Origin of the sequence: Streptomyces sp. NPDC057136 (assembly GCF_042670885.1) — a bacterium.
In the GTDB taxonomy this organism is placed as follows: Bacteria; Actinomycetota; Actinomycetes; order Streptomycetales; family Streptomycetaceae; genus Streptomyces.
The window spans coordinates 40,521-63,415 of record NZ_JBHUUV010000004.1 but is presented as its reverse complement, the minus strand read 5'-3'; the positions used below and the strand labels follow the sequence as shown (position 1 = coordinate 63,415).

18 protein-coding genes and 6 pseudogenes are annotated in these 22,895 nt (G+C 67.8%); 13 read left to right on the top strand and 11 right to left on the bottom strand.

Annotation, left to right across the window (positions count from 1 at the left end):
- Positions 1-261: 261 nt before the first annotated feature.
- The 6 genes and pseudogenes from ACFT7S_RS06505 to ACFT7S_RS06480 all read left to right on the top strand — a co-directional run bounded on the left by ACFT7S_RS06505 (position 262) and on the right by ACFT7S_RS06480 (position 5,986).
- Positions 262-1,137, top strand: coding sequence for an aminoglycoside phosphotransferase family protein (locus ACFT7S_RS06505; protein WP_382727811.1), 876 nt, complete (start codon positions 262-264; stop codon positions 1,135-1,137).
- Positions 1,134-1,361 (top strand): annotated as a pseudogene (locus tag ACFT7S_RS06500) (NUDIX hydrolase); the annotation flags it as partial. The gene ACFT7S_RS06505 and the pseudogene ACFT7S_RS06500, both read left to right, overlap by 4 nt.
- Positions 1,261-1,605, top strand: coding sequence for a hypothetical protein (locus ACFT7S_RS06495; RefSeq protein WP_382728577.1), 345 nt, complete (start codon positions 1,261-1,263; stop codon positions 1,603-1,605). The pseudogene ACFT7S_RS06500 and the gene ACFT7S_RS06495, both read left to right, overlap by 101 nt.
- Entirely contained in the window at positions 1,602-3,590 is a 1,989-nt protein-coding gene (locus tag ACFT7S_RS06490) for an ABC transporter ATP-binding protein (RefSeq protein ID WP_382728526.1), read from the top strand. Before ACFT7S_RS06495 ends, ACFT7S_RS06490 begins: the two co-directional genes overlap by 4 nt.
- A gap of 107 nt (positions 3,591-3,697) precedes the next feature.
- Positions 3,698-4,753: an NUDIX domain-containing protein gene (locus tag ACFT7S_RS06485; RefSeq protein WP_382727808.1), complete on the top strand. Its 1,056-nt coding sequence runs from the start codon at positions 3,698-3,700 to the stop codon at positions 4,751-4,753.
- A gap of 54 nt (positions 4,754-4,807) precedes the next feature.
- A complete protein-coding gene (locus ACFT7S_RS06480) occupies positions 4,808-5,986 on the top strand; it encodes an NUDIX domain-containing protein (RefSeq protein ID WP_382727805.1) in 1,179 nt (392 codons plus the stop codon).
- Positions 5,987-6,562: 576 nt separating this feature from the next.
- Here ACFT7S_RS06480 and ACFT7S_RS06475 read toward each other — a convergent pair.
- A complete protein-coding gene (locus tag ACFT7S_RS06475; protein ID WP_382727802.1) occupies positions 6,563-7,174 on the bottom strand; it encodes a TetR/AcrR family transcriptional regulator in 612 nt (203 codons plus the stop codon).
- Between the two features lie 143 nt (positions 7,175-7,317).
- Between ACFT7S_RS06475 and ACFT7S_RS06470 the strand changes: the two genes are divergently transcribed.
- Genes ACFT7S_RS06470 through ACFT7S_RS06460 form a run of 3 tightly spaced genes read left to right on the top strand, consistent with a single transcriptional unit; the run spans position 7,318 to position 9,144 of the window.
- Positions 7,318-8,052, top strand: a complete 735-nt coding sequence (locus tag ACFT7S_RS06470) for an SDR family NAD(P)-dependent oxidoreductase (RefSeq protein WP_382727799.1) — start codon at positions 7,318-7,320, stop codon at positions 8,050-8,052.
- Positions 8,053-8,084: 32 nt separating this feature from the next.
- A complete protein-coding gene (locus ACFT7S_RS06465; RefSeq protein ID WP_382727797.1) occupies positions 8,085-8,708 on the top strand; it encodes an NADPH-dependent F420 reductase in 624 nt (207 codons plus the stop codon).
- Between the two features lie 58 nt (positions 8,709-8,766).
- Positions 8,767-9,144, top strand: a complete 378-nt coding sequence (locus tag ACFT7S_RS06460; protein ID WP_382728523.1) for an LLM class flavin-dependent oxidoreductase — start codon at positions 8,767-8,769, stop codon at positions 9,142-9,144.
- 67 nt (positions 9,145-9,211) lie between these two features.
- On the opposite strand, the gene ACFT7S_RS06455 is transcribed toward ACFT7S_RS06460, so the two are convergent.
- Positions 9,212-9,820 carry a TetR family transcriptional regulator gene (locus ACFT7S_RS06455; RefSeq protein ID WP_382727794.1) on the bottom strand — a complete coding sequence of 203 codons (609 nt, stop codon included), beginning with the start codon at positions 9,818-9,820 and terminating at the stop codon, positions 9,212-9,214.
- A 94-nt stretch (positions 9,821-9,914) separates the two neighbouring features.
- On the opposite strand from ACFT7S_RS06455, the gene ACFT7S_RS06450 reads away from it, so the two are divergent.
- Positions 9,915-10,955 (top strand): NAD(P)-dependent alcohol dehydrogenase, encoded by a 1,041-nt coding sequence (locus ACFT7S_RS06450; protein WP_382727791.1) that lies wholly within the window; start codon positions 9,915-9,917, stop codon positions 10,953-10,955.
- A gap of 298 nt (positions 10,956-11,253) precedes the next feature.
- Here ACFT7S_RS06450 and ACFT7S_RS06445 read toward each other — a convergent pair whose 3' ends face one another.
- The 3 genes and pseudogenes from ACFT7S_RS06445 to ACFT7S_RS06435 form a co-directional block, all read right to left on the bottom strand.
- Positions 11,254-11,613: a nuclear transport factor 2 family protein gene (locus ACFT7S_RS06445; protein WP_382728520.1), complete on the bottom strand. Its 360-nt coding sequence runs from the start codon at positions 11,611-11,613 to the stop codon at positions 11,254-11,256.
- A gap of 45 nt (positions 11,614-11,658) precedes the next feature.
- Positions 11,659-12,585: pseudogene (locus ACFT7S_RS06440) on the bottom strand (SDR family oxidoreductase); the annotation flags it as partial.
- A 52-nt stretch (positions 12,586-12,637) separates the two neighbouring features.
- Positions 12,638-13,258: an NADPH-dependent F420 reductase gene (locus ACFT7S_RS06435; protein WP_382727788.1), complete on the bottom strand. Its 621-nt coding sequence runs from the start codon at positions 13,256-13,258 to the stop codon at positions 12,638-12,640.
- A 285-nt stretch (positions 13,259-13,543) separates the two neighbouring features.
- On the opposite strand from ACFT7S_RS06435, the pseudogene ACFT7S_RS06430 reads away from it, so the two are divergent.
- Positions 13,544-14,077, top strand: a pseudogene (locus tag ACFT7S_RS06430) (LysR family transcriptional regulator); the annotation flags it as partial.
- Positions 14,078-14,083: 6 nt separating this feature from the next.
- Here ACFT7S_RS06430 and ACFT7S_RS06425 read toward each other — a convergent pair.
- The 5 genes from ACFT7S_RS06425 to ACFT7S_RS06405 all read right to left on the bottom strand — a co-directional run bounded on the left by ACFT7S_RS06425 (position 14,084) and on the right by ACFT7S_RS06405 (position 20,689).
- Entirely contained in the window at positions 14,084-14,641 is a 558-nt protein-coding gene (locus ACFT7S_RS06425; protein ID WP_382728574.1) for a hypothetical protein, read from the bottom strand.
- A gap of 44 nt (positions 14,642-14,685) precedes the next feature.
- Positions 14,686-16,095, bottom strand: coding sequence for a hypothetical protein (locus ACFT7S_RS06420; protein WP_382727785.1), 1,410 nt, complete (start codon positions 16,093-16,095; stop codon positions 14,686-14,688).
- Complete coding sequence (locus ACFT7S_RS06415) at positions 16,092-17,864, bottom strand: hypothetical protein (RefSeq protein ID WP_382727783.1); 1,773 nt, start codon at positions 17,862-17,864, stop codon at positions 16,092-16,094. The genes ACFT7S_RS06420 and ACFT7S_RS06415 overlap by 4 nt, the downstream gene beginning before the upstream one ends.
- A gap of 92 nt (positions 17,865-17,956) precedes the next feature.
- The gene (locus ACFT7S_RS06410; RefSeq protein ID WP_382727780.1) at positions 17,957-18,712 is read right to left on the bottom strand and encodes a hypothetical protein; all 756 of its coding nucleotides are present in this window, start codon (positions 18,710-18,712) and stop codon (positions 17,957-17,959) included.
- A 1,227-nt stretch (positions 18,713-19,939) separates the two neighbouring features.
- Positions 19,940-20,689 (bottom strand): transposase family protein, encoded by a 750-nt coding sequence (locus ACFT7S_RS06405; RefSeq protein ID WP_382727778.1) that lies wholly within the window; start codon positions 20,687-20,689, stop codon positions 19,940-19,942.
- A gap of 743 nt (positions 20,690-21,432) precedes the next feature.
- Between ACFT7S_RS06405 and ACFT7S_RS06400 the strand changes: the two are divergent.
- Together ACFT7S_RS06400 and ACFT7S_RS06395 are read left to right on the top strand one after the other, a co-directional pair.
- Positions 21,433-21,741 (top strand): annotated as a pseudogene (locus ACFT7S_RS06400) (transposase family protein); the annotation flags it as partial.
- A gap of 119 nt (positions 21,742-21,860) precedes the next feature.
- Positions 21,861-21,998 (top strand): annotated as a pseudogene (locus ACFT7S_RS06395) (IS5/IS1182 family transposase); the annotation flags it as partial.
- A gap of 472 nt (positions 21,999-22,470) precedes the next feature.
- Here the strand turns inward: ACFT7S_RS06395 and ACFT7S_RS06390 are convergent.
- A pseudogene (locus tag ACFT7S_RS06390) lies at positions 22,471-22,650 on the bottom strand (pirin family protein); the annotation flags it as partial.
- Positions 22,651-22,895 lie beyond the last annotated feature (245 nt).

Genomic DNA, 22,895 nt, shown 5'->3' with positions numbered 1-22,895 from the left:
ACAGAAGGAGAGGGCCCGGTATTCGAAATCAGGTTCTAGATTTCGCCCGCCTCCACCCGTTACGGCGACAGCAGACCCACCGTTACCCGATCACCTGTCCGCATCTCGCCCCGAGGAGCCCCCATGCATCCCGTACGCCGCAGCGCTCGTTCATCCTGCGTTCGAAAACACCGCTGCCTCCTCGGGCGCCAGCCTTCACCTCGCCTCCGACCGCGCCGCCCTGCTCTCCGACGGATCACGACCGGATACGAGGTACCTGGCATGACGGACTCCACTCGCCTCCCCTCCCCCCTCCACGCCTGGGTGGGGAGCGTGCTGGGCCCCCAGGCCGGTGTGCGGGACTCCTCGCATGACCGCGAGAACTCCCAGGTGTGGAGGGTGACCGGACCCGCCGGCGACCACTACGTGAAAGTGGCGCCCAAGCCGATCCTGTACACGCGGGAGACCCGTGCCTACCGGGTGGCCGTCCCTCACCTCGGTCACGGCAACGCCCCGGTGCTGCGGGACAGTTCCGCGGAGCTGCTCGCCCTGATCCTGACCGCCGTGGACGGCGAGCCGTTGAAGGAAGAGGAGTCACCCGCGCGCCGCCGCACGGCCCACCGGCAGGCCGGCCAGCTCCTGCGCCGCTTCCACGACGCGATGACCGGCACCCTGCTCCAGCCGGAAGCCGGCGCAGTCGTCGAGAACACGGTGGCCGGCCTGGACAAGCACCTCGCCGAGGCCGGCGACCACCTGTCCGCTACGGAAGCCGACCTGCTGCGGCGCCTGGTGAGCGCGCTGCCCGGCTGCGGACCGCTACCGGCCGGGTGGCGGCACGGGGACTTCTGGGAGCGCAATTTGCTCTGGAACGGCCAGCGCTGCGCATTGATCGACTTCGAGCGCAGCGAACCGGGCCCCTGTGTCACCGACTTCGTCAAACTCGCCACCTCACTGTGGCCTAATCGTCCCGAGCTGCGGACCGCCCTGTTCGAGGGGTACGGCCGACCTCTGTCCGAGGCAGAGGAATACGCGCTGACAGCGTTCGCAGCAGCTGACGCCGCCAGCGCTCTCGCCTACGGTCCCCGGCACGGCGACCCGCTCGTGACCGCGCGCGGCCGGCGCACCGTCGAACGCCTGATGCAGGAGGGCCGTCTGTGAGCGACGCGCCTCACCTGCTGATCGCTGACGTGGCCCAGGTCCTGCTCCGTGCGAACGGTGCCGCCCTGTGCGTACGTCGCAGACCGGACGCGACCCTCGCACCGGGGCAACTCACCGTCGTGGGTGGCCATCTGGAAGCTGGCGAAACCCTCGACCACGCCGCGCGGCGCGAAGCGGAAGAAGGGACGGGGGTCCGCATCAGCGTCGAGCAACAGGAGTTCTGCGGCCTCATTCACCACCACGTACCCGGCGACGGCCCAGATCGGATTACCGCCGTGTTCGTCGCCCCAGTCGTGGGCGGGCGAGCCGCACAACGCCGAGCCGGACAAGCACGAAGGGCTGTTCTGGGTGTCGATGGAGAAACCCTCGCCGGACTGCCACCCGTACACCACCGCCATCTTCCACATGATCACCCACGGCCCGTCCTACCGGGCTCTGAACTGGCCGACGCAGGGAGGCAGCGAGTGAAGCGATTCTTCGGCAAGGTCCGCATGGCGGAGCCCCAGGTATCCGAGGCAGAACGCGAGCTCTTCGGCGGGCCGTTGCGCTACGACATGGGCTGGTCCCAACACGAGCACGCGGGACTGGACTTGACCATGCGCTCCGCGCTGCGCCAGATGCCCAGACTCGTCGGCGCTGCCCTGCGGATGGCCTGGAGCGCGGATCGCCGTGCGCTCGTGGCGGTGGCGATCAGCGAACTCGGCCAGGGCATCGCCGCCGCGGTCGGCCTGCTTGCCATCAACGCGGTCATGCACGCGCTGTTAGGGGGCGGAGACGCTGTCGAGCGGCTGCACGCGTTGTTGCCGGGCCTGCTCGCCGCCGCAGGCGTCGCCGTCGTGAACTCCGCCCTGGCCGGGTGGTCGACCTCTCGGGCCGGCCGCCTGGAGCCGAAGGTCGAGCGGATCGCCACCACGCAGTATCTGGCCGCGGCCACCGCCGTCGAACTCGAAGCTATCGACGACCCGGACTTCCGACGTCTGATCGACATCGCCCAGTACGGGCCCGCCTCCGCGCGCCGCATGATCGGCGCCTGTGTCTCCGCGCTGAACAGCAGTATCTCGCTGATCGCCACGGCCGGTGTGCTCACCGTCCTGCATCCGGCGCTGCTGCCCATGCTGCTGGTCATCGCCGCGCCCCGGGGTTGGGGCGCCATGCGGGTGGCACAGGAACGCTACGTATCGATGATGAGCTGGATCGAGCACGTGCGGGCCAGCCGCCTTATCGGCAACCTCCTCACCGAACGCACCGCCTCACAAGAAGTGCGCATCCACGCCGTCGGTCCCTTCCTCCTCGACCGGTACCGGCGCATGGCCGCCAGCGCAGAGTCGGAGCAGGAGCGTCTGGCCTCCAGCAAGGCCGTCACCGAATGGGTCGCCTCCGCGCTGTCCGGGCTGGCGATGGCCGCCACCTACGGAACGATGATCTGGCTGGTCATGGCCGGTCACATGAGCCTCGCCGTCGCCGGCACCGCAGTGATCGCGGTACGGACCGGGTCGGCGAGCCTGGGCGCACTGGTGATGAACATCAACCAGCTGCACGAGGAGTCCCTCTACGTGCGGGACCACGGTCAGTTCCTGGCCGAAGCTGCCCAACGCGCCATCCCTGAGACCGGCAATCCCGTCCCTGACCAGGTCAAGCAGGTCGCACTGGAACACGTCACCTACCGATATCCTGACCGCGACGCGCCGGCCTTGGACGACGTCACGCTCACCTTCCCCATGGGGTCGGTCACTGCCGTCGTGGGCGAGAACGGCTCCGCCAAAAGCACCTTGATGAAGATCCTGTCCGGTCTGCTGCTGCCTCACGACGGCACGGTGAAGTGGGGCGAGGCCGACATTTCCGGGCTCGAACGCGCCCAGGTCTTCCAGCGCGTCTCCCTGCTCACCCAGGACTTCCAGCGCTGGCCCGTCACGGCCGCGATGAACATCCGCATCGGCCGTCCCGACCACGACGCCTCGGCCCACGACCTGCAGCAGTCCGTCGACTACGCCGGAGCCGGGCCCGTCACCGCCAAACTCCCCAACGGGCTGGACAGCATGCTCGGCCGCATGTTCCGCGGAGCCATCGAACTTTCCGGCGGGGAGTGGCAGAAAGTGGGTCTGGCCCGCACCCACTGGCGTAGCTCAACATCGCAATCGGACAGCGTCCTGATTGTCGACGAGCCGACTTCCGCCCTCGACCCGGAAGCGGAGATCGCTGCCTTCGACCGTATCCGGCGCCTGGCCGCCCCGCACCGGGCCGTCGTCCTGGTCACCCACCGCATGTCCGGTGTCCGTCACGCCGACCGCATCTACGTCCTCAACCAAGGGCGCCTCGTCGAGCACGGCACCCACGACGACCTCATGGCCGCAGGCGGGCGGTACGCCGCCATGTTCGACACCCAGGCCGCCCAGTACGCCCCGACCCCGAACGTCCCGAAGCCTGCTTCGCCCAGCGTCTTGGACAAGGCATGACCCGCTCCACCGAAAGGCAGAGCATGTCCTCCTCCCTCCCTCCGTCAGCACGCGTTGCATCGCAGTCCGTTCTGTCAGCAGCGCAGTACGCCGCAACCCGGCACGCGGTGTGGCTCGGGGCCGCCGCGATCATCACCGATCAGGTCGGCCGCGTCCTGCTGGTCCACCCGACCTACCGCGAGGACGACCGGTGGCTGCTGCCCGGCGGAGTCGTCGAACCCGGCGAACACCCGCACGCCGCCTGCCAGCGCGAGATCACCGAGGAACTGGGCCTGGCGGAACTGGCCCTGTCGGGCGTGCTTGCCGTCCACTCCCTCTCGCCGCACCACCCAGACATCAGGCCCGCCGCGCCCTTCCCTGGAGAGATCCGGTACGTCTTCGACGGCGGAACCCTCACCCCCGACCAGGCGAAGGCGATCCGCCTGCCTCGCGAGGAGCTGTCCGAGTACGCCTTCCTCGAAACCCGGGACGCGGTGCAGCGGCTGCGCCCCGTGGACGGGCAGATCATGCTCGCCGCCTACCGTGCCCGGCTCGGGAACACCGCCACCGCGCACCTCGCCGACGGCCGGCACATCTTCGACGTCCCGGCGCTGGATCGCCATGACGTCCACGTCCGCTACCGGCCCATGTGGGACAGTCCCCTCAACCGTGGCCCTGTGCCCGAGCGGCTCCCCGTGCAGCAAGCCTGGGCGTGGTGCTTCGTTCCCGACGGCCGGGTCGCCCTCGTTGCCGACCCCGGCCCCCGGGGCGCCATGCCCATGCTGCCAGGCGGCACCGTGGAGAAGGCCGACACGACGCCCGAGGCAACCCTCCACCGCGAAGCCGCCGAGGAAGCCCAGCTCACCCTGACCGACCCGGTGCGACTGGGCTGGGTGCTCGATGAGACGGGCGAGGTCTACGGCGGGGTGGGGCCCAACGCCAGGCTCCGCCTGGCCGCCCGTGTCACCGGCATCGGGCCGGCGGCCGTCGACCCCGCCACCGGCCGCCCCTTCGCACGCCTGCTCGCCACCCCCGCCCAGGCAGCTGCCCTGCTCGGATGGGGCCCGCCAGGGGCGCGGCAAGCCCGCCTCGCCACTGAAACGGCCCGGGAGCGGTGGGGCCTGCCCACCGCTGGCCCCACCGCCATCGAGGAAGTCCCGGCGGAGGGGATGCGGCTGAGCTGAAGCGAACGCCCCCGCCTTGACTCGTTCCGCATCGCGCCCCTCCGAGGTACACCCATGCCGATGTCGCACCACCACATCCGCACCACCGTCGAGACCTATCTCGCTCGTCACCCTCACGAGCGACCGCAGCTCGGCGGCCTCCTGGAAGCCCTCGACCGGCCCACCGACATCGCCAGCCGCTCCACCTTCTCCGGGCACGTCACCTGCGGTGCCATCGTCGTCGACCCCCTCGGCCGCGTCCTGCACGTGCTGCACCTGGCGAGCGGGAAGGTCCTCGCTCCCGGCGGGCACGCCGAACCCGTCGACGAGTCCCTGGCAGAGGCGGCCCTGCGGGAGCTGCACGAGGAGACCGGGATCCCACCCCAGGCCGTGGCACCGTGGCCCGGCTACGAGGCCGTGCCGTTCGACGTCGACATCCACGACATCGACGCCCACCCAGGCAAAGGCGAACCCGGCCACCAGCACTTCGACTTCCGCTTCCTCTTCCGCCTACGCACCGCCACAGAGGTGCCCGTGGTGCTGCAGGAAGAAGAAGTCGGCGGCATCGAGTGGCGGCCCCTGGACAAGGTGGCCTCCCCCTCCCTGCGCGACAAGCTGCTCAAGCTCACGCCCGCCGTCGAACCGGAGACGGCCAACGCCTCCGCCCTGATCTACAACGACCGCGGTGAATACCTGCTCCACCTGCGCGACTACTTCCCCGGCCAGATCTGGGAGCCGGGCATGTGGTCGCTCCTCGGCGGCGGCCGAGAACCCCAGGACACCACCCTGGAACACACCGTGCGACGCGAACTCGACGAAGAAGCCGGACTGCACATCCCCGACCTGACCCCGTTCGGCACCGAGGAAGCGGTCGACGCCGCCGGCGCGACCCTGCCCATCGCCATCTACGCCGGAAACTGGAACGGCGACCCACGCGAACTCCGTCTGACGGAAGGGGTGATGCTTGCCTGGTTTGCTACCGACGATCTCCACCGTCTGCGCATCACAACCTCCACCAGCGACCTCGTGCGACGCCACGCCGCCACCTTCCCAGCCATCGCCTCCACTCTCACCTCAAACGTCGCCCACGCTTCGGAAGCCGAGCGTCGACCGGCCTCTCCCAGCGGCACCGTCCCCAACGTGATCGGCGTCCACCTCTATCTGGAGCGCCCCGACGGAACAGTGCTGCTCGGGCTTCGCCACCCCGATTCCGCGTTCGCACCCTCCACCTGGCACACCCTGGCCGTTCATTAGGCAAGTGCGTTGTCGGGCAACAAGGTGTCGACTGCTTTAGAACACGTGCCCGACCCTCCCAGAGAGGACCCTCATCCGGCCTCGAACTCCTGGAGCCACGGCCAGGGGCAAAGTAGCTATCCGTAATCAGACGCTTCCAGTACGTTCTCATCGTGGTCGCGGAGCATCCGCATGATGGTGGCCGCTGACGGGTGCTGGCCCTTCTTCTTCCCGGTGGAGATGACGAGCCGCTCGGTGATCTCCCGCAGGCTCGCCGCAGCGTAAGATCCCTGGCTGCCCGGTTCCGGGCCGCCGTGTACGCAGCGCCTGCTGCCGCCCCGATCATCTCGTCTGAGTTGTCCGGCAGGGCGCTGAGGCTGTTTAGCGCTACGGCAGTGTGCGGCACCGGCAGCTGCCAGGCCGACCACGCCGGCGGGTTCTTGGGGGTCGCCGGTCTCCCCGGCGGCTTCTGCTGCGGCCTTCAGCGGGCGGGCGGCCAGTTCCGTAAAGCCAGCAGGTCCCAGTCAGGTACCGGGCGACTGATGTCGCGTGCCAGCGGGTGCAGCCGCGCGTCCAGCCCGGCCGCGGAGTGCCGAGTCAACTCGACACTTCCTCCCGTCGCCGGTCATCGCCGGCTGTGGCGGGGATGGCGTTGTCGATGAGGACGGCGGCGATGGCGGCGGCGGTGGGGAAGGCGTCGGCGTCGAGGACCCGGGTGCGGGCCGCGGCGCCGTCGATGAGGAGCGCGAGCTGCTCGCCGAGCTGTTCGGGGTCGGCGGCGCCGGCTTCGCGGGCGGTTTCGGCGAGCCGCGCGGCGACGGCCTTCTTGTAGTCGCGTGCGTACTGGGATGCGGGGTGCTGGGGGTCGTGGAGTTCGACGGCGGCGGCGATGTAGGGGCACAGGGGGGTGGTGGGGGGGATATCGAAGGCGGCGAGGAGTCGTTCGCGGGGCGTGTGGTCGGTGCGGTCGAACACGCCGGACAGAACGGAGGGGTCGAACCGGCGCAGGTACTCGGCGACGAGTTCGTCCTTGCCGGTGAAGTGTTGGTAGGCGGTGCGCTTGGACACCTGGGCCGCCGCGCAGAGCTGGTCCATGCCGGTGCGGTTGATGCCCTGCTCGCGGAACAGCTGCTGGGACGCGCCGAGGATGCGCTCGCGGGCGCCCCGGCCGCGGCGGCTACCCGTGGGGCCCTTCTCCAACTCCGTCATGGGCCCAGCGTACCGCAGCTCGGTAACGACCGGTGTACATAGTTGCGCCCCAGCCACCCGCCCCGTACGTTAAGCACACAGGGCGGTGTACATAACACCGTCATCCCAGGTGCGCACGGCACCACCGACCCAAGGGAATGACTATGGGAAAGCTTGACGGGAAGGTTGCGGTCATCACCGGCGGCAGCACCGGCATGGCGCTGGCCGGCGCGAAGCTGTTCGTCGACGAGGGAGCGCACGTCTTCATCACCGGCCGCCGCCAGGACGCCCTGGACGAGGCCGTGAAGCAGATCGGCCGCAACGTCACCGGCGTCCAGGGCGACGCCGCCAACCTCGACGACCTGGACCGCCTGTACGACACCGTCAAGCGGGAGAAGGGAAGCCTCGACGTGCTGTGGGCCAGCGCCGGCGGGGGCGCGCCCGCACCGCTCGGCGAGATCACCGAGGCCCAGTTCGACACCTGGTTCGGGCTCAACGCCCGCGGCACCCTGTTCACCGTCCAGAAGGCCCTCCCGCTCTTCAACGACGGCGGCTCCATCCTCATGACCGGCTCCAACGCCTCCCTCGGCGCCTTCCCCGGCTGGAGCGTCTACGCCGGCAGCAAGGCTGTCCAGCAGGCATGGGCCCGCGTCTGGCTCAACGAGCTCAAGGACCGCCGCATCCGCGTCAACGTCCTGACCCCCGGCCAGGTCGCCACCGCCAAGCAGGCAGAGCTCTTCGACGAGGCCACCAAGCGCCAGTTCGAGTCCCTCATCCCCCGCGGCCAGATGGGCCGCCCCGATGAAATCGCCACCGCCGCCCTCTTCCTCGCCTCCGACGACTCCAGCTACGTCAACGGCATGGAACTCGTCGCCGACGGCGGCACCACCGCCATCTGAACCGAACAACCACAACCAGGGCAGGACACCTCATGAGCAACATCAGCATCATCGGCACCGGGAACATGGCCCGCACCATCGGCGCGCGGGCGATAGCGGGCGGCAACACCGTCGAGATCATGGGCCGCGATCAGTCCAAGGCCGCCGACCTGGCCAAAGCTCTCGGCGGCGCCGCCACGACGGGAGAATGGGGCACCGCCCCGGCCGGGGACATCGTCATCGTCGCCCTGCTGCACGACGGCGTCGTACCGGCCGTCGCCCAGTACGGAGAAGCTCTCGCGGGCAAGGTCATCGTCGACATCAGCAACCCCTTCAACTCCACGTTCGACGGGCTGGCCCACCGCGAGGAGACCTCCATCGCGCAGGAAGTCGCCAAGGCGGCCCCGGCCGGCGCCAGCGTGGTGAAGGCGTTCAACACCGTCTTCCGCCATGTCCTGGAAAAGGGCCGGCCCGACGTCTTCATCGCCGGCGACAGCACGCAGGCAAAGGCAAGTGTGGAAGCGTTCATCGAGAGCCTCGGGATGCGCCCGCTGGACGTCGGCGGCCTGAAAATGGCGCACTGGCTGGAGGGAGCGGGCGTGGTCACGGTGGGCCTCGCCAACCACGGAGTGGGGAACTTGGACTTCGCCCTCAGCATCACCGAGCTTCCCGTCTGACCAGACGGTTGACGGAACACCGAAGGGGCTCGCCAAGAAGCTTGGTTTCACACTTCCCATAATCGGGCCCGCTATCAGCAGCGCAGCTGGCCTGAGCGCGTTCTGCCGCGGGATCGAGGACCTTGGCTACGACACGCTGTGGGTCGGCGATCGTCTGGTCCAGCCGGTCGATATGCACAGCACCTATCCGGGCAAAGAGCAGCCGTACCCGCCGCAGATGAAGCGTTACCTCGACCCGGTGCTGCTGTGGACCGTCGCCGCGACTGCGACCAGCCGGGTGCGGCTGAATGCCAGCACGCTCAGCACCTTCTACTACGAGCCGCCGCACCTGGCCCGGATGCTGACCACGCTCGACGTGCTCAGCGACGGCCGGCTCGAGGTCGGCGTGGGACTCGCGCGCGCTCCGCAGGTGGAGGCAGCGGCAGTTCCGGCATGAGACCTGGGCCGGTCCTGGCTGGAGCCCAGGCAACGTGCGTGAGCGTCACCTGGGGTGTCGGTGGCAGTCATGAGGGGGATGCGTCGCCTCTGCTGGCCGCGGTGGCGCTCTGGACGCAGTCGTGGAGCAGGGTGCGGCGCTGGTCATGTACGTCATCGTGTTCTTGGCTGCTGGCCGCATATACGTTGCTGACCGGTGACCAGGCCATGGACATGGCGATGACCATGGCCATGATGTCGAACGGGTCACCTGCGCGGACCCGCCCGGCGGCCTGGGCTTCGGCGATGGCCGTGAGCTTGCGGTCGTCGTAGTGCTGGTGGGTCTCGACGAGGTGCCCGGCAGGCCGGCGCTCCAGTCGTGTCCAGGTCGCCAGTCGGATGAGGTCGGGGCGGCGCAGGTATTCGTCGTAGAGACGAACGGCCCAGTCCGCGAGATCGTCGGCGTCGATGGGCACGACGTTGGTGATGCGCTCCAGCGAGCTGAGGAAGATCGCGTCGAAGAGTCGTTCCTTATCGCCGAAGTAGGCGTAGAGCTGTGCCTTGTTGGTGCGCGCTGCCGACACGATGCGTTCGATGCGCGCCCCGGCGATGCCGTGCTGGGCGAACTCTTCGGTGGCGGCGTCCAGGATGCGCTGGTAGGTCGCGGCGCCTCGCGAGGTCTGGGGCTGTTCCGGCATGCCCACACTCTACCAAACAGAACAGTTGGTTTGCCTTGGGGTGCGGTCGCGCTTACGCTGCAACAGACAGAACAGTCTGTTTAAGGAGTCACGTATGCGAACGACCACCGGATGGCAGGCGGCCGCCCCGACGGCGCTGCGGCGCACGTCGCTGGAGCGCCGTGACCTGCGCCCGGATGATGTCGCGGTGCAGGTCGACTACTGCGGCGTGTGCCACACCGACCTGCACGCCCTGCACGCCTACGACCAGCACACGAAGGCACCCCTGGTGCCCGGTCACGAATTCACCGGCGTGGTGGCCGGGATCGGCCCCAAGGTGACCACCTTCTCGGTCGGCGACCGCGTCGCGGTGGGCAACATCGTCGACTCCTGCGGCGTGTGCGCCATGTGCGAAGCCGGACAGGAGAATTTCTGCCACTCCTTCCCGACTCTGACCTACGGCGGCGCCGACCGGCAGGACGGGTCGACCACCCTGGGCGGCTACTCCCGCGAGTACGTCGTGCGCGACGCCTTCGCCTACCCGCTCCCCTCCGGTCTCGACCCGGCCGCAGCCGCCCCGCTGATGTGCGCAGGCGTCACCGTCTGGGAGCCCCTGCGCTCCCTCGGCGTGGGCCCCGGCAGTCGCGTCGCCGTGGCCGGCCTCGGCGGCCTGGGTCACCTCGCGGTCAAGATGGCCGTGGCACTCGGCGCCACCACGACCGTCATCAGCCGCAGCCAGGACAAGCGCGACGACGCCCGCAAGCTCGGCGCTCACGACTTCATCGCCTCCACCGACACCCAGAAGATGGCCACGGCACGTGACACCTTCGACGTCGTCATCGATACCATCTCCGCCCCTCACGACCTCGCTCCGTATCTGAAGCTGGTGGCGATGGACGGCACCCTCAGCCTCCTCGGGTACCTGGGCGCCGTCACCGTCGAGGTCATGGACCTGCTCATCGGCCGCAAGAAGCTCAGTTCCGCGGGCAGCGGAGGCCGCCTGGCGACAGCCGAGATGCTCCAATTCTGCGCTGACAACAGCATCGCCGCCGACATCGAAGTACTCCCGTCGTCGCAGGTGGAAACGGCACTCGACCGCCTCCGGCGGAACGACGTCCGCTACCGCTTCGTGCTCGACATGTCCGACCTGGACTGAAGAGACGGTGGGCCGGGCCATGGCGTGCGGGCCGGACAACGGCGCGCGCATGGCCCGGCACTCCGCCCCGTACCCTTGCCATTTGCCGGACTCGTTGCGGTTCGGGTCTCTTGCTGTGCGCGATGTTGGCAATCCGCACGACCGAAGACCGCACTCCCCGCTCGGGGAGGCCGAGGCCAGCTGACGAACCAAGGGGTCCGCCTCGTCCGCGTCCGCTTAAGTACCACCGTGAGCTCTCGGGCGAGCACCGTGTCGTCGCCGGGTACTCCCCGCGCATCCGTGCTATGTGCTGCGTGGGTCAGCCGTGCTTGACCAGGTCGTTGACGGCCTGGGTGTCTTTGTAGAAGGCGTTCGCGCCGTGGATCTTCCCCTCACGCACCGTGTAGTGCTCCACAACCTCCATCGGCAGTCGACGCCCGCTCTTCCTGGAGACGAATACAAGATTGAGCCGCATCTCCACTACCTCGCCAGCTTCGAGGACGGCGTAGTCCCGCACAATCATTTCTGCCGAAGTGTTGATCGCGCCTTCCAGGCGTGCGAACCCGTCAGGTCCTCGCCACTGCCCTGACCAGGGCAGGGTCTCGGCCTCCTGCCAGACCGCCTCCTCGTCGACCATCTCCAGGGCCCCACTCAGGTCACCGGCTTGCATGCGGGTCACGAACTTCTCCAGCGTCGCCACATCGTTGTTGCCGGCTGGGGTGCCGGAGGGGAAGTAATGGCCGTTGTCCAGATCGGCGAGCAGGCTGGGTTGAGCGGGTTCCCAGCCGAGGGCCTGGCGGGTGATGAGGTTGGACGCCGGGTAGTTCTGCGTGACGACGTTCGCGAGGAACCCGAAGTATCCCGGCACCATCAGGTCGTCTGCGGGAATGCTCACCGCGGGCAGGCCCAGGCGGCTGCCAATGGCCTCGGCGATCTCGCGGAACGGGATGCCCCCATCCTCAACCGCGTGCCAGTATTTGCCAGCCGGACCCTTCTCCAGCGCCAAGCGGAACAACGAGGCGACATCGCGGACGTGCACGGCGTTCCACAGGTTCGCGCCGTCTCCGGGGTAGCCGGCGAAACCCTTCTCCTTCGCGAGCGCGATCAGCATGGGGAGGAAGCCCGCATCGGTCGTGCTGTGCATGATGTTGGCAATCCGCACGACCGAAGACCGCACTCCCTGTTCGGCGAGACCGATTACGGCGGCTTCCACGACATTGCGAACCCGGAGGGTGCCCTTGTGCTCATCACCGACAGAAAGGGCCGGGTCCTCCTCGGTGGCCGGCCGGCCCAGCTTCCCGGGCGACCCTATGCTCCCCGCCGCGACGAGCGGCTTTCCGGTTCCCGCGAGTGCCTCGCCGTACGCGAGCATGATCGGGAGTTCCGCGGCGGCCACGGCGCCCATCCCGCCGGACGGAAGCAGGTCTTGCCGGTGCGCGACGTGGACGACGCCGTCGGAATCCGCAGCCGCCTCCTTGAGCCCGTCGAGATCCTGGAGGTCGCCGCGGCGCACCTTCGCGCCGAGCGCGGACAGCGCCGCCGCGGCCGTGTCCGATCGGGCCAGGCCGGTGACCTCGTGCCCGGCGGCGACGAGCTCGGGGATGATGTACGAACCGGAATGGCCGGTCCCGCCAGTGACGAAAACGCGCATGCTACTGGTCCTTGTGATTGATGTGGCGCGAGAAGTGGTGGTGTGGGCGCGCTCAGGCAGAAGTGTTGACGCCGAGGGTGAAGTTGAAGCTCCCCGCGCCATAGCGGCCCAGGCCGATCATCACCAGGCCCGTTCCCTCCAGCCAGCGCGCCATCCCCAGGGGGCCGGTGTCCATCGGCCGCAGCCCGAGACTTTCGATGAATGCCGACACAGTCGTCTTGGCCTCGGCGTCATCGCCGGCGATGAGCACGTCCAGCGGGTTGCCCTGCGCCAGCATGTGACCGAAGACGGTGTTGAACGCCTTCACGACGTGCGCGCCGGCGGGGGCGACCTTGGCGATCTCCTGCGCGCCGGAACTGCCGTCGGGGGTCACAAGGCCCTGGGAATCAGGGGAGACGGGGTTGGTGACGTCGATGATGACCTTGCCGTGCAGTGCGTCCCCGTACTCGCTCATCACCGCCGCCGCGCCGGCGTAAGGCACGGCGAGGATAACGATGTCCCCGGCCGGGGCGGCACCGGCCGTCCCGACAGTGGCGCCGCCGAGCGCGGCGGCCAATTCCTTGGCCTTGGCCGGGTCGCGGCCGATGATCTCGACGGCGTTGCCGCCGGCGAGCGCCCGGCCGGCCAGGGCGCCGGCCATGTTCCCCAGGCCGATAATGCTGATGTTGCTCATTGGTGTGCCTGCTTTCTGGAGCTGGATAGGACGCCATGCCTATCCCGTCGTTATTAACGATCGTGTCGTCGAATCCGTCGAATGACGCGACGGACGGCGCTCCATTCCCGATGTGCTCATTCTGAGCCTGAGCCCTGCCATCGAGTTCCGATGTCGAATTCTTAAACCGAATTCACTTCGGCCCCGTTAGGTACCCATTCAGGTTGTCATTGGCCTGAGTGGCTGTCCAAGACCTCTTTCAGTCGCTGCGATACCCTGAAGGCATCGCCGGACCGGGAGGGCTCCATGGATCTGGACCTGCGCAAGTTGCGCTACTTCGTCGCCGTCGCCGACAAGCTCCACTTCGGCCGCGCCGCCGATGAGCTGCACATCGCGCAGCCGCTGCTCAGCCGGCAGATCCGCGCGCTGGAAAAGGATCTCGGCACCTCGCTGCTGACAAGGGACAGCCACGGCGTGATGCTGACTGACGCCGGCAGGCAGTTGCTGACCGACGCCGGCCCGCTGCTGGCCTCCGCGCACGCGGCCCGCCGCCGGGTGACCGTGGCCGCGCGGGGCAGCCAGCGGCTAATGGTCGGCTTCCGGGCAGGCATCGCGGTCGCCCCGGCGGTACAACTCTTCGCCACCCAGCACCCGGACGTTCTGGTGGACGTGCAACGGATCGAATGGGACGACCAGTCCCCGATGCTGCTCGACGGCCGCATCGACGTGGGCTATGTGCGGCTGCCCATGGACGAGGCCGGCCTGCGCGTCGCCCCGCTCTACGCCGAGCCGCGGGTGGCGGTGCTGCCCGCCGGGCACCGATTGGCCGGCAGGGAAGAAGCCTGGTCATACGGTCCCCTCCCCGGCGTCAGGGACGCCTTGCATGTGGTGGCGGTCGATGATCCCCGACAGTTGAGCAGCCTGTGCCGCCGCGCGGTCGCGCCGGGGCTTGGGAGCCAGTGGGTCGGCCGCGTCGGCCCGATGCCGCTCGCGTCGGCGCTGCACGTCTTCGATATCGCGGTCGGTGTAGGCGAGGTTGGCGCACGAGGATCGGCACTCCGACTCGTCCGGTATGTCATCGTCCGGCAGCCCGAGTGCGAGCTTGGCCTTGCGGCAGGCGGCCGTGGCCGCGCGCCATACGCAAGTCATACCCTGCCCGTGATAGATCGCAGGATCCATCTGCTCCAGGAGTCGTTCCGCGCTGCCGGCGCTCGTCACCACTCGGCCCTCGAACGGCGCGGTGCGTTCCACGCGGGCCCGGTATTCGTCGGCAGAGGGACCGCTGACGTGCTCACCGGCCGCAAGGCGTCGGCCGTCCTGCTCGACCTGGTCGATGATGAGCTCGAGTTTCTCCACGGCTATGTCATGCAGCCAGGAGGGGTCGGCATACCCGGCGTAGCTCAAGGTTACTTTGATATTAATATGTCCGTATTGCAGTGCGGCTGCGATCAGCCCCCGCGGCCTGCGGACGATGAAGCGGGCCAGGGTGCGGCGGTAGCGGGTGGCATTGATGCGGCCAGCGGGATCAGCGGGGATGGGTGCGCCGATTCGTGCAGTTCTTCCAGGAGGCTGATGGCGGCGTGCACCACGTCCACAACGACCCACGGGCGCAGAGGTTCGGATACGTCTGGCTGGTCGGGGACGCGGTCGAAGCCCTTACCGCGGAAGCCGTGGACCAGGAGCTCACCTGTCGCTTCGTCGATATCACGGCATCCGCGGCGAAGATTGAGAACCTCACCGGGGCGCATTCCGGAGAGGTAGCAGACCGCCGTGAACAGCGCGGCGGACAACAGACGCACCAGGTTGGGGAGTTCTCCGATGGTGATGGGGTGCTCACGCCAGGAACGGCCATGGACCTGTCCGGTGATTCGGCCGATGCCGGTGAAGGCTGCGACGGGCAGGCCGCTGTCGACAAGGAGACCCAGCATGGTCACTGACACTCCTTGACGGTGTGCCTTCGGGATGCCCATGAGTCGCTTGATGTGCCCGTGGTTGATGTCTCCGCCTTCGTGGCCGGGCAGGGCGATGCCCCGTTGACGGCAGTGCGAGAGGTATGCGCGAAGCCGTTCCTCCCGTGTGCCGCTGTACCGGGCCTGCGAGTGGTGCTTCCCGGCCTCCAGTTGCTGGTACTCGTGCCAGGCATCCCGGATGTCAGGACCGACTCCCTCGATCATCACCAGGACCCAGGCCAATAGCGCCTCCATGGTGTCCTCGGCGATGCGTGGGGTCTTGTTCTCCCGCCCCGTCCTTGCCGGTGCCCCGACGACCTCCTTGGCGGTCTGACCGGCCCAGGGGAAGTCACAATCGAGGCGGCACTGGGCGGGCATGTGCTCGCTGAAGAGCCACAGCAGGCGCACCGCGGTGATCAGGTCCGACTTTCGGCGACCGTTGCGGTCCAGGCCCAGCACGTAGGTGCGGAAGGTCTCCAGATCGGCGTCGCGCACCTCGGAATGGTTATGGAACCCCTGTTCGTCCAGCCAGAGCGCCAGAACCCGCATGTCGATGACCCAGTAGGGAAAGCTGCCGATGCTGGCCTGCTCGGCGGGGCGTTGCCGCCCGCCCGGCTCCACCGGGACGGGGTGGTCCAGGGCGGCCAGGAAGAACGTGCGGAAATGCTGACGCAGTGCGCCGGGAAAGCTGGACCAGGAGATGGCCGAGATCTGAAGGTGCGCGTCGCGGTGGGCTGGCTGGACATGCCATAGCTCGTCTCCGAATCGCGACATGCGCGAGGGCGGAGTGCCGATCCGTACCGGCCGCTTGCGGAGGATGAGGACGTCATCGGCAGGCCAGAGCGCCTGGCCCGGAAGGCTGCCGTTTCCCGACGCGGAGGTGGCCGAGGAGGTCGAGGGGGCGGTCATCGGAGATCCAGCCTTCCGCTCAGCAGGTCGTCGATCAGTTCGCTCTGCCCGTCGCTCAGCTTGGCGCGGGCCTGCTCGCGCTCGGCAGGGGTGTAGTGACGCAGGATGTCCTCGAGCCGGTCGGTGGCCGCTTGGTATTTCGCGCGCCAGGTTGTGGGATCGGAGTTGGGGCGTGTGGCGAGGAGCCGGTCTCGGACCACGATCTGGACCGGCAACTGGTGTGGGAGAGCGCGGGCGTTCTCGCACCCAAGGCACGTGAAGAACGAGGCCGTGCACGGTGTCCCCCGTGGCGTGTCAGGCCCGGCGAGGTGATCGACGCATCCGGTCAGCACCGTGTCTTGCTCCCCGGCCAACAGCCCTTTCAGGACTTCCGGGTCAAGCCCGGCCTCAGCCGCTGCCGCCTCCGGGTCCTGAGCCGCGCGGTCGAGGAAGTCCGGCGTGAACACCGGAATCTCCATTGCCGTGCGTGCCTTCGCGACCTGTTCGCGCAGTGCTTTGCCGACCACGGAGCGGCTCTGCTCCTGCACGGTGCGGCTGCGCTTGAGGTAGTAGTCGCGCAACGTTTCGCGACTGTGGGCGACCGGGCGTCGCTTCAGTTCCAGCGCACTCTGGCGGATCCGCCTCACCTGTACGGCGGGCAGTCCTCCGGCAACAGCTTTGCGCATGGAGGGGAAGCCCCGCGTCTGGCTCCAGTGCTTCACGTGCACCTCGGTGTTCCACATGTCTCTGTCGAACGCCGGACGGCTCCTGGGGCTGTAGGCAATGAACGCGCGGGTCTCTCCGCTGAGGCGGCGTGCGGTCTGTGTCAGTTCCAGCAGCAGCTGGTACACCCGTAACGGTGAGTGGAAGAGACGGGGCTCGGTGTCCTCGGATTCGGCCAGCTCGCGCAGGGAGGCGGGGAGGTCCTCGAGTGCGGCGACCATGTGCTCGCGGTCGGGGCCGCGGCGTGGTTTGGTCTCCTCGACCAAGGCCACTGCCTGCGTCGTCACACCGCCGTCGGGCCGGGTGTGCAGAGCCGGCCACGTCTTGACCGTCCCGAAATTCTCCGCGGTCAGCGCGCTCAGCAGCATCGCGAAGGCCGTCGACTCATCGCGGGTGAGGCTCAGCATGCCGCCGATGGCCATCGCGCCGCCGAGCCGGGACACCTCGTCCCGCAGGGCACCGGATTCGTTCCGGGGCAGATCCCCCGTTGTGGCGAACTCCTCCAGCAGTCTTCCCAGGGCCTCCTCCCTGCTGCCCGGTATGAGTTCGCCGTCCCGGAAGCGGGCCAGCAGGCGTACTCCCGCACGGATGCGGTCCCGGGCGATACGGACATCACGGCGCAGCGCGGTCATGATCTGCTGCCACTCGTGATCGCTGTACGCCATGACCTGCGTTGCCGGCGTGGCGGCGGGAAGCCGTGTGCGCAGGAGATCATGGAGGGCTTCTGCCGTCAGCTCTTCGCGCTTGCGCATGAGACGCCGAAGAGCCATCAAGTGCACCCGCAAACTCGCCGGATGGCCCTCGTACCTGTCACGAAATATCTGAAAGTGCTCGGGCGCCAATTCGCCCGGCGTCGCCGGCACACGGCCGGCCTCGGACAGCACCACCGTGAAGCGGTGCAGCATCCAGTGGTATCTCTTCGCCGTGGCCAGACGCTTGCTTCCGCCGCGCGCACCGCACCGGGCCGCCAGCAACACGGCCATCCACTGCTGCATCGCGAGCGGCCCCAGGAAGGACGAGAAGTCGAGGATGTGGCTTTTTCCGCTCTGTTCCTCGTAGAAAATCACCGTGGTTTGATCCCCACCAGCGGGCAGCCGCTCAGGAGGCTGCCAGTCCCGGGGTGGCTGGGCTGCTCGTTGGCCGCCTCGCCCGCGCCCGCTCACAGGGCACCTCCTGGACCGACAGCCGCGGCAACGGGCATGATGGTGGAGCCGCCGTGCCGGGCGAAGATGCGGACCAGCGAGTCGACGCCGGCCTGTTCGTCGTCATCGAGCTGCGACATCAGGTAGGACAACTGCAGCCCCGTGAAGGGCTCCAGGTAGTGCTCCCGGGTGGTGTCCGGGTGCTTATGGCCGAGCAAGATCGCCACCTGTAGCCAAATGTCCCCCAGTTGATCTCGGAAGTCTTCGATCTCCTCCGCGGTGAACCCCTCCAGCCTCCGTTCTTCCAGCAGGGACAGGATCGAGAACCATTTCAGGGCGAAAGAGTGCCTGCACATATGGGCCGTTGCCCACAGCGGGCATTCGCGGCGGATCCGCTCCCGCTCCTCCTCGGGCAGGCGCCCATCCGGATCGGCTCTGCGCACCCATGCTGCCGCGACGCGCTTGTTCGCATCGTCGAAGGTGTCCTCCCAGCTGTGGACCTTCTTCGGCAGCCCGCTCACCGACAGCCACAGGCAGAGCGGCTCCAGCCCACCGGGAGTCCGGCGGAAGAGCATGCGGCGCTCGTCCGGCGACAGCACGTCCAAGGCCAGCACTGCCGGCCCGCTGCTGCCCTCAACATAGAGCTCGCCGGTCCGGGGATTGTGGCCGGTGACAATCCGCACGCCGCGCAGCCGGTCGTATCGGCCCCGCCGCTGTGCGCGGCGGATCGCCTCCGCCCGTGACCCCTCCAAGGGATCCGCGTAGCCTTCCACCGTGGTTGGGCGGGTGCGGAGGTCAGCTGACGACCAGGCTCTGTACGGAGAAGATCTGTCACTTCGCACACATGCCGGATCCCGATGCCCCTGACTCCCCATGTCGCAGAACGAACGGAAGGATCTCCGGGTCGGGGAGCGCGGACCACCTCTACATCAAGGCGGCCGTGTCGGACTGGATTGCCCGCCACGGCATCCGCGGTGAGACTCGCGTCCTGCAAGACCCGGTCGAAGAGATCAGGCTGGGCGCCCAGGTCACCGCCGAACCCCGAGGCACGAGCCACTGCACTTCGTCCTCGACTACTCCGCCTTCGCCGCATTCGACCCGCTGAACGCCACCACAGTCTTCGGCCCGGGCATCGAACCGGCCCCCGTCTCCTGCGCACACAGGGCTTACACTGCGTGCGGTGTGTCACCGATGGGGCACAACGGAAAGCCCAGATCGGCACCCAGAGCAGTGATGGTGCCATCGACTGGTACGACTTCACCGCAGACCACGTCCAGCTGACCCGGGAAGGGCTGTCGACCGCGGCCGTCACGGAGATCCGACACCGGCGCAGCCACACGGTGCCGATCGGCGCGCGCCGTCCCGCTGATGAGGCCACCGCCGTGCCCGGGCCGGCCACTGCCGTAGCCGACACGCCCGTGGACCGGACCGAGCTCGTGGAGAGACCTGCGCAAGGCCCTCGCGGACCACGTCAGCGTGACGCCGCTGCCGCGACACCTGGACCGGCTGGAGACCGCCGTCCAGCAGGGTGCCGTCCGCCCCGGATAACTCAACTCAGTCAGCCTCTGACGGGGGCGGCCCGGAGCACCCTGATCACTCAACGCGCTGGTCGTATAGCCACCGTAGAACCGCCCTCCCCATGCCACAGTGCTCGCCCACTGGCACCTCTGGGGAGAATCTGGGGAGTAATTGAAGGCTGGTGGGGAGAATCGGCTGCATAACGCAGTACGAAGCTCAAAGACACTGAAAGATGCGTCCCCGCAGGTCAGAGGCCCGCAGAACCATAACGCCGCAGGTCAGAGCCACCAGGTAGACAACTTCATGACGTGATCCACCGGTTCAACGAGGTCGGCCTGGACGAATCCATGCAGACCAATCACAGGATCCGGAACACTCACGGTCCAGGGTCAACGAACTGGCTGGCGCGACAGCCATTCTTTTTGTCAGTCCAGTAGGAGCCTGAGCCACGGCAGACTACGAATCCGCCTCACTGAGCGTTTTCAGCGTTGCCTCTCCAGGGTGAGGACGGCCTTGGCGATTGACGTCATGCAGTTGGGGCTGATCCGGGATCTTCGGAAGATGCGCCATGACTTCAGTCGTCCCATGCCCCGCTCCACGGGCGCCCGGGATGTGGCCAGCGCCCGGTTGACCGTCTGCTGTGTCGGGAACAGTCGTCCGCCGGGCGGCCGTTTGCGCCCGGTGGTGACCCACGGGCCGGCGCCCTGGTAAGCACGGTCAGCCAGTACGGCAACTCCTTGGAGTTCGCAGATCCGGATGATTCGGTGGGTGCGGGCCGCGGTGAGGTCGTGACACCGGCCCGGCAGAGCGGGCGAGATCCACAGCACCTGCCCGAACGGGTCGGTCACGACCTGCACGTTCACGCCGTGGCGGCGGTGCTTGTGCGAGTAGTCGGCCCGGCCGTCGCCCACACGGTCGCACTCGGCGAGGGTCCCGTCGAGCAGGACGTACTCCGGTTCATGCTCGCGCAAGACCTTGAGCAGGCCAGGCGCCTGGGCAGCCAGAAGGTCGATCACCGCGGCGGTATAGGCGTGGGCGGTGCCCACCGAGATCCCGAAGCCGGCGGCTATCTGAGCCAGGGTGTCGTGCTTGCGCAAGTACACCAGAGCGACGAGCGCGCGTCGGTGTGGCGGGAGCTTGCAGCGGCGGTCACCCTCGCAGGTGACGATGAGCATGGTTACCCACTCGACCAGCGCATGAGGCAGGTCAAGTGCGGCAGGATAGGGAACCAACGAGGCACCTGAGCTGATGAGTTGAGACTTCGAACATCTCCCTCAACGGCACAGGTGCCTCGTGCGTTGCGCCCTCGACGCCGTCACCCCATCGGTGACCACTCCGAAAACGCTCAGTGATGCAGTTGGCTGACCATGAAACGAACTGGCGAGGAACGCCATATTCCGGCTGCGCGCCCTTTTCTTCTGGCAGGCAGCTCCGCCCCGTCCGTGAGGCATCAAGGCAACGTGTCCGTGACCCTATGCAAGTAGCTGAAGTCGTGTTCATCTCGAGCACGGGCCAAGGAGCGGACCTCACGAGTGGCTACGTTCAGGGCGTAGCCACCAACTGCCCCCAAGGCCCAGGTCAGACCTGGCTGCACAATACTTCCCGCAGCGGCCGCCAAGGCGACCGTCACCGTTACTGACCGAGTCACCCACGCCATCCGGGTGCTCCTCGCAGCGGCATGGTAGTCCTTCACGGACTGGTCGATCTCGCGGCGCAGCTGGGACAGGACATCGGCAGGGTGTTCGTAATCCCGGCGCAGCTCACCGAGCATGCGGTGGACGGCTCTCATCAGACGCTGGCGCTCATCGGCGTAGCGGTCCCGGAAAGCAAGGACGTCGGCTGTTGGGGTGCCGGGAGCGGGGACAGCGAGCAATCGGCCCAACTCCAGCTCCCAGGCGGGCTGGAGGTCCTCCACGGAACCGGACGGTCAGCTCGGAGCCCACAGCTTCGCCAGCAGAACAAAGGTGCCTTCTACCTCGCGGAGTGCGACCGGGTCGGTGACGCACGCGGCGACTACTCGGGAAAGCACCCGTCGTCACGGAGTGAACGTGCAAGTGATCACCGATCCGGACGGCACGATCCTGTGGATCTCAGGGCGCTGCCCGGCCGCACCCACGATCTCACCGCGGCCCGCAGACACCGCATCGTCGACACCTGCCGCCGACTGGGCATTTCAGTCCTGGCCGACCTGGCCTACCTCGGAGCCGGTGGCACCTTCGCCACCGCGAAACGGCGTCGCCCCGGCAAAGAACTCAACCCTCGCGAGAAGTCGCTGAACAGGGCCCATGCCCGCCTGCGGCCGTTCTCTCGCACTTCGTGACTCGACATCGCGAAGCGTGGAGAACGGCCGCCTCCGCTGTCCCAGGAAGAACCGCAGATCAGCAGGTCGAGTGACCCGCGAGGTTAAATGCCAAGCGCTATCCCGTCGAGCGAGGCGTGGCCCGCCTCAAGACCTGGCGGATCTTCCGCAAAGCACGCTGCAGCCCCACCTGGCTCACCACCGCGGCCAAAGCCGTCCTCACCCTGAAGAGCTACCGCTGAAAAGGCTCACTCTGTCATCACCAACGACGCGTTGGGCGGCATGGGTAGCGACTTCGCTACCGTCCCGTCATGGCCTATGTCCCGGCTACCAGACGGGTCACCATTGTGGGATCACCACAACACCCTGTTCCCTCTGGGTGAGATCCCGGCCCCTGGTGGGCCATGTGCGAGTACCCCTCGTTCGCTCAACTGCCACGAGTCAGGAAAAGCTCCAGCCCCAGGTACCCAGTCCGCTCATCACAGACAGCAGACCAGCCAGACCGTGATGCGAATTCGCCTGACACCCCGTCAGCAAAGTCAGCATTGGGTCAGCATTACGTCTACTAAAGCTGCTCGCACACGACCACACTTTGGAATCCCGGGCACGTGCGGCGGAAGCTTCCGGAGAAGCGCTGGACCGATTCCGCTTCTGAGTATGAGACCGAGCTGCCGCGACCAGGAGCGCGCCCGGACCCGGTCACATCAGTGCAGCTCAGCGCACCCTTCCCCGCGGTTTCAGCGCCACAGGCGGCAGTTCAGGAGCGGGGAGTCGGTCGCCGTCGTAGCCATGCACTTCCCCGAACCGGGCACCATCCGCCCAGTCCGCACGCGCCTGTGCGATATCCTCGTGGGACCGCCCGATGAAGTTCCACCACATCACGATCCCCCGTTCCTCGTAGCTCAGCGGCAGCGGTCCGCCCGTCTCCGGGATAGGCGCCGCGAGCGTGGTCGTCTATCGGGTGCACCACGAGGAAGCGCCTGAGCTGGGCTGTTACCCGTCAGGCGCCTTGCTTTCAGCGCGGTCGGCATCGAGTCAGATTTGCGACTCATCTCCCGATAGCACCCATAGCTATCCCAGCCCTGACCAGCTCTTCCGGACCAGTCACGGACCAGAATCCCTACTCACCCTGCAGACTC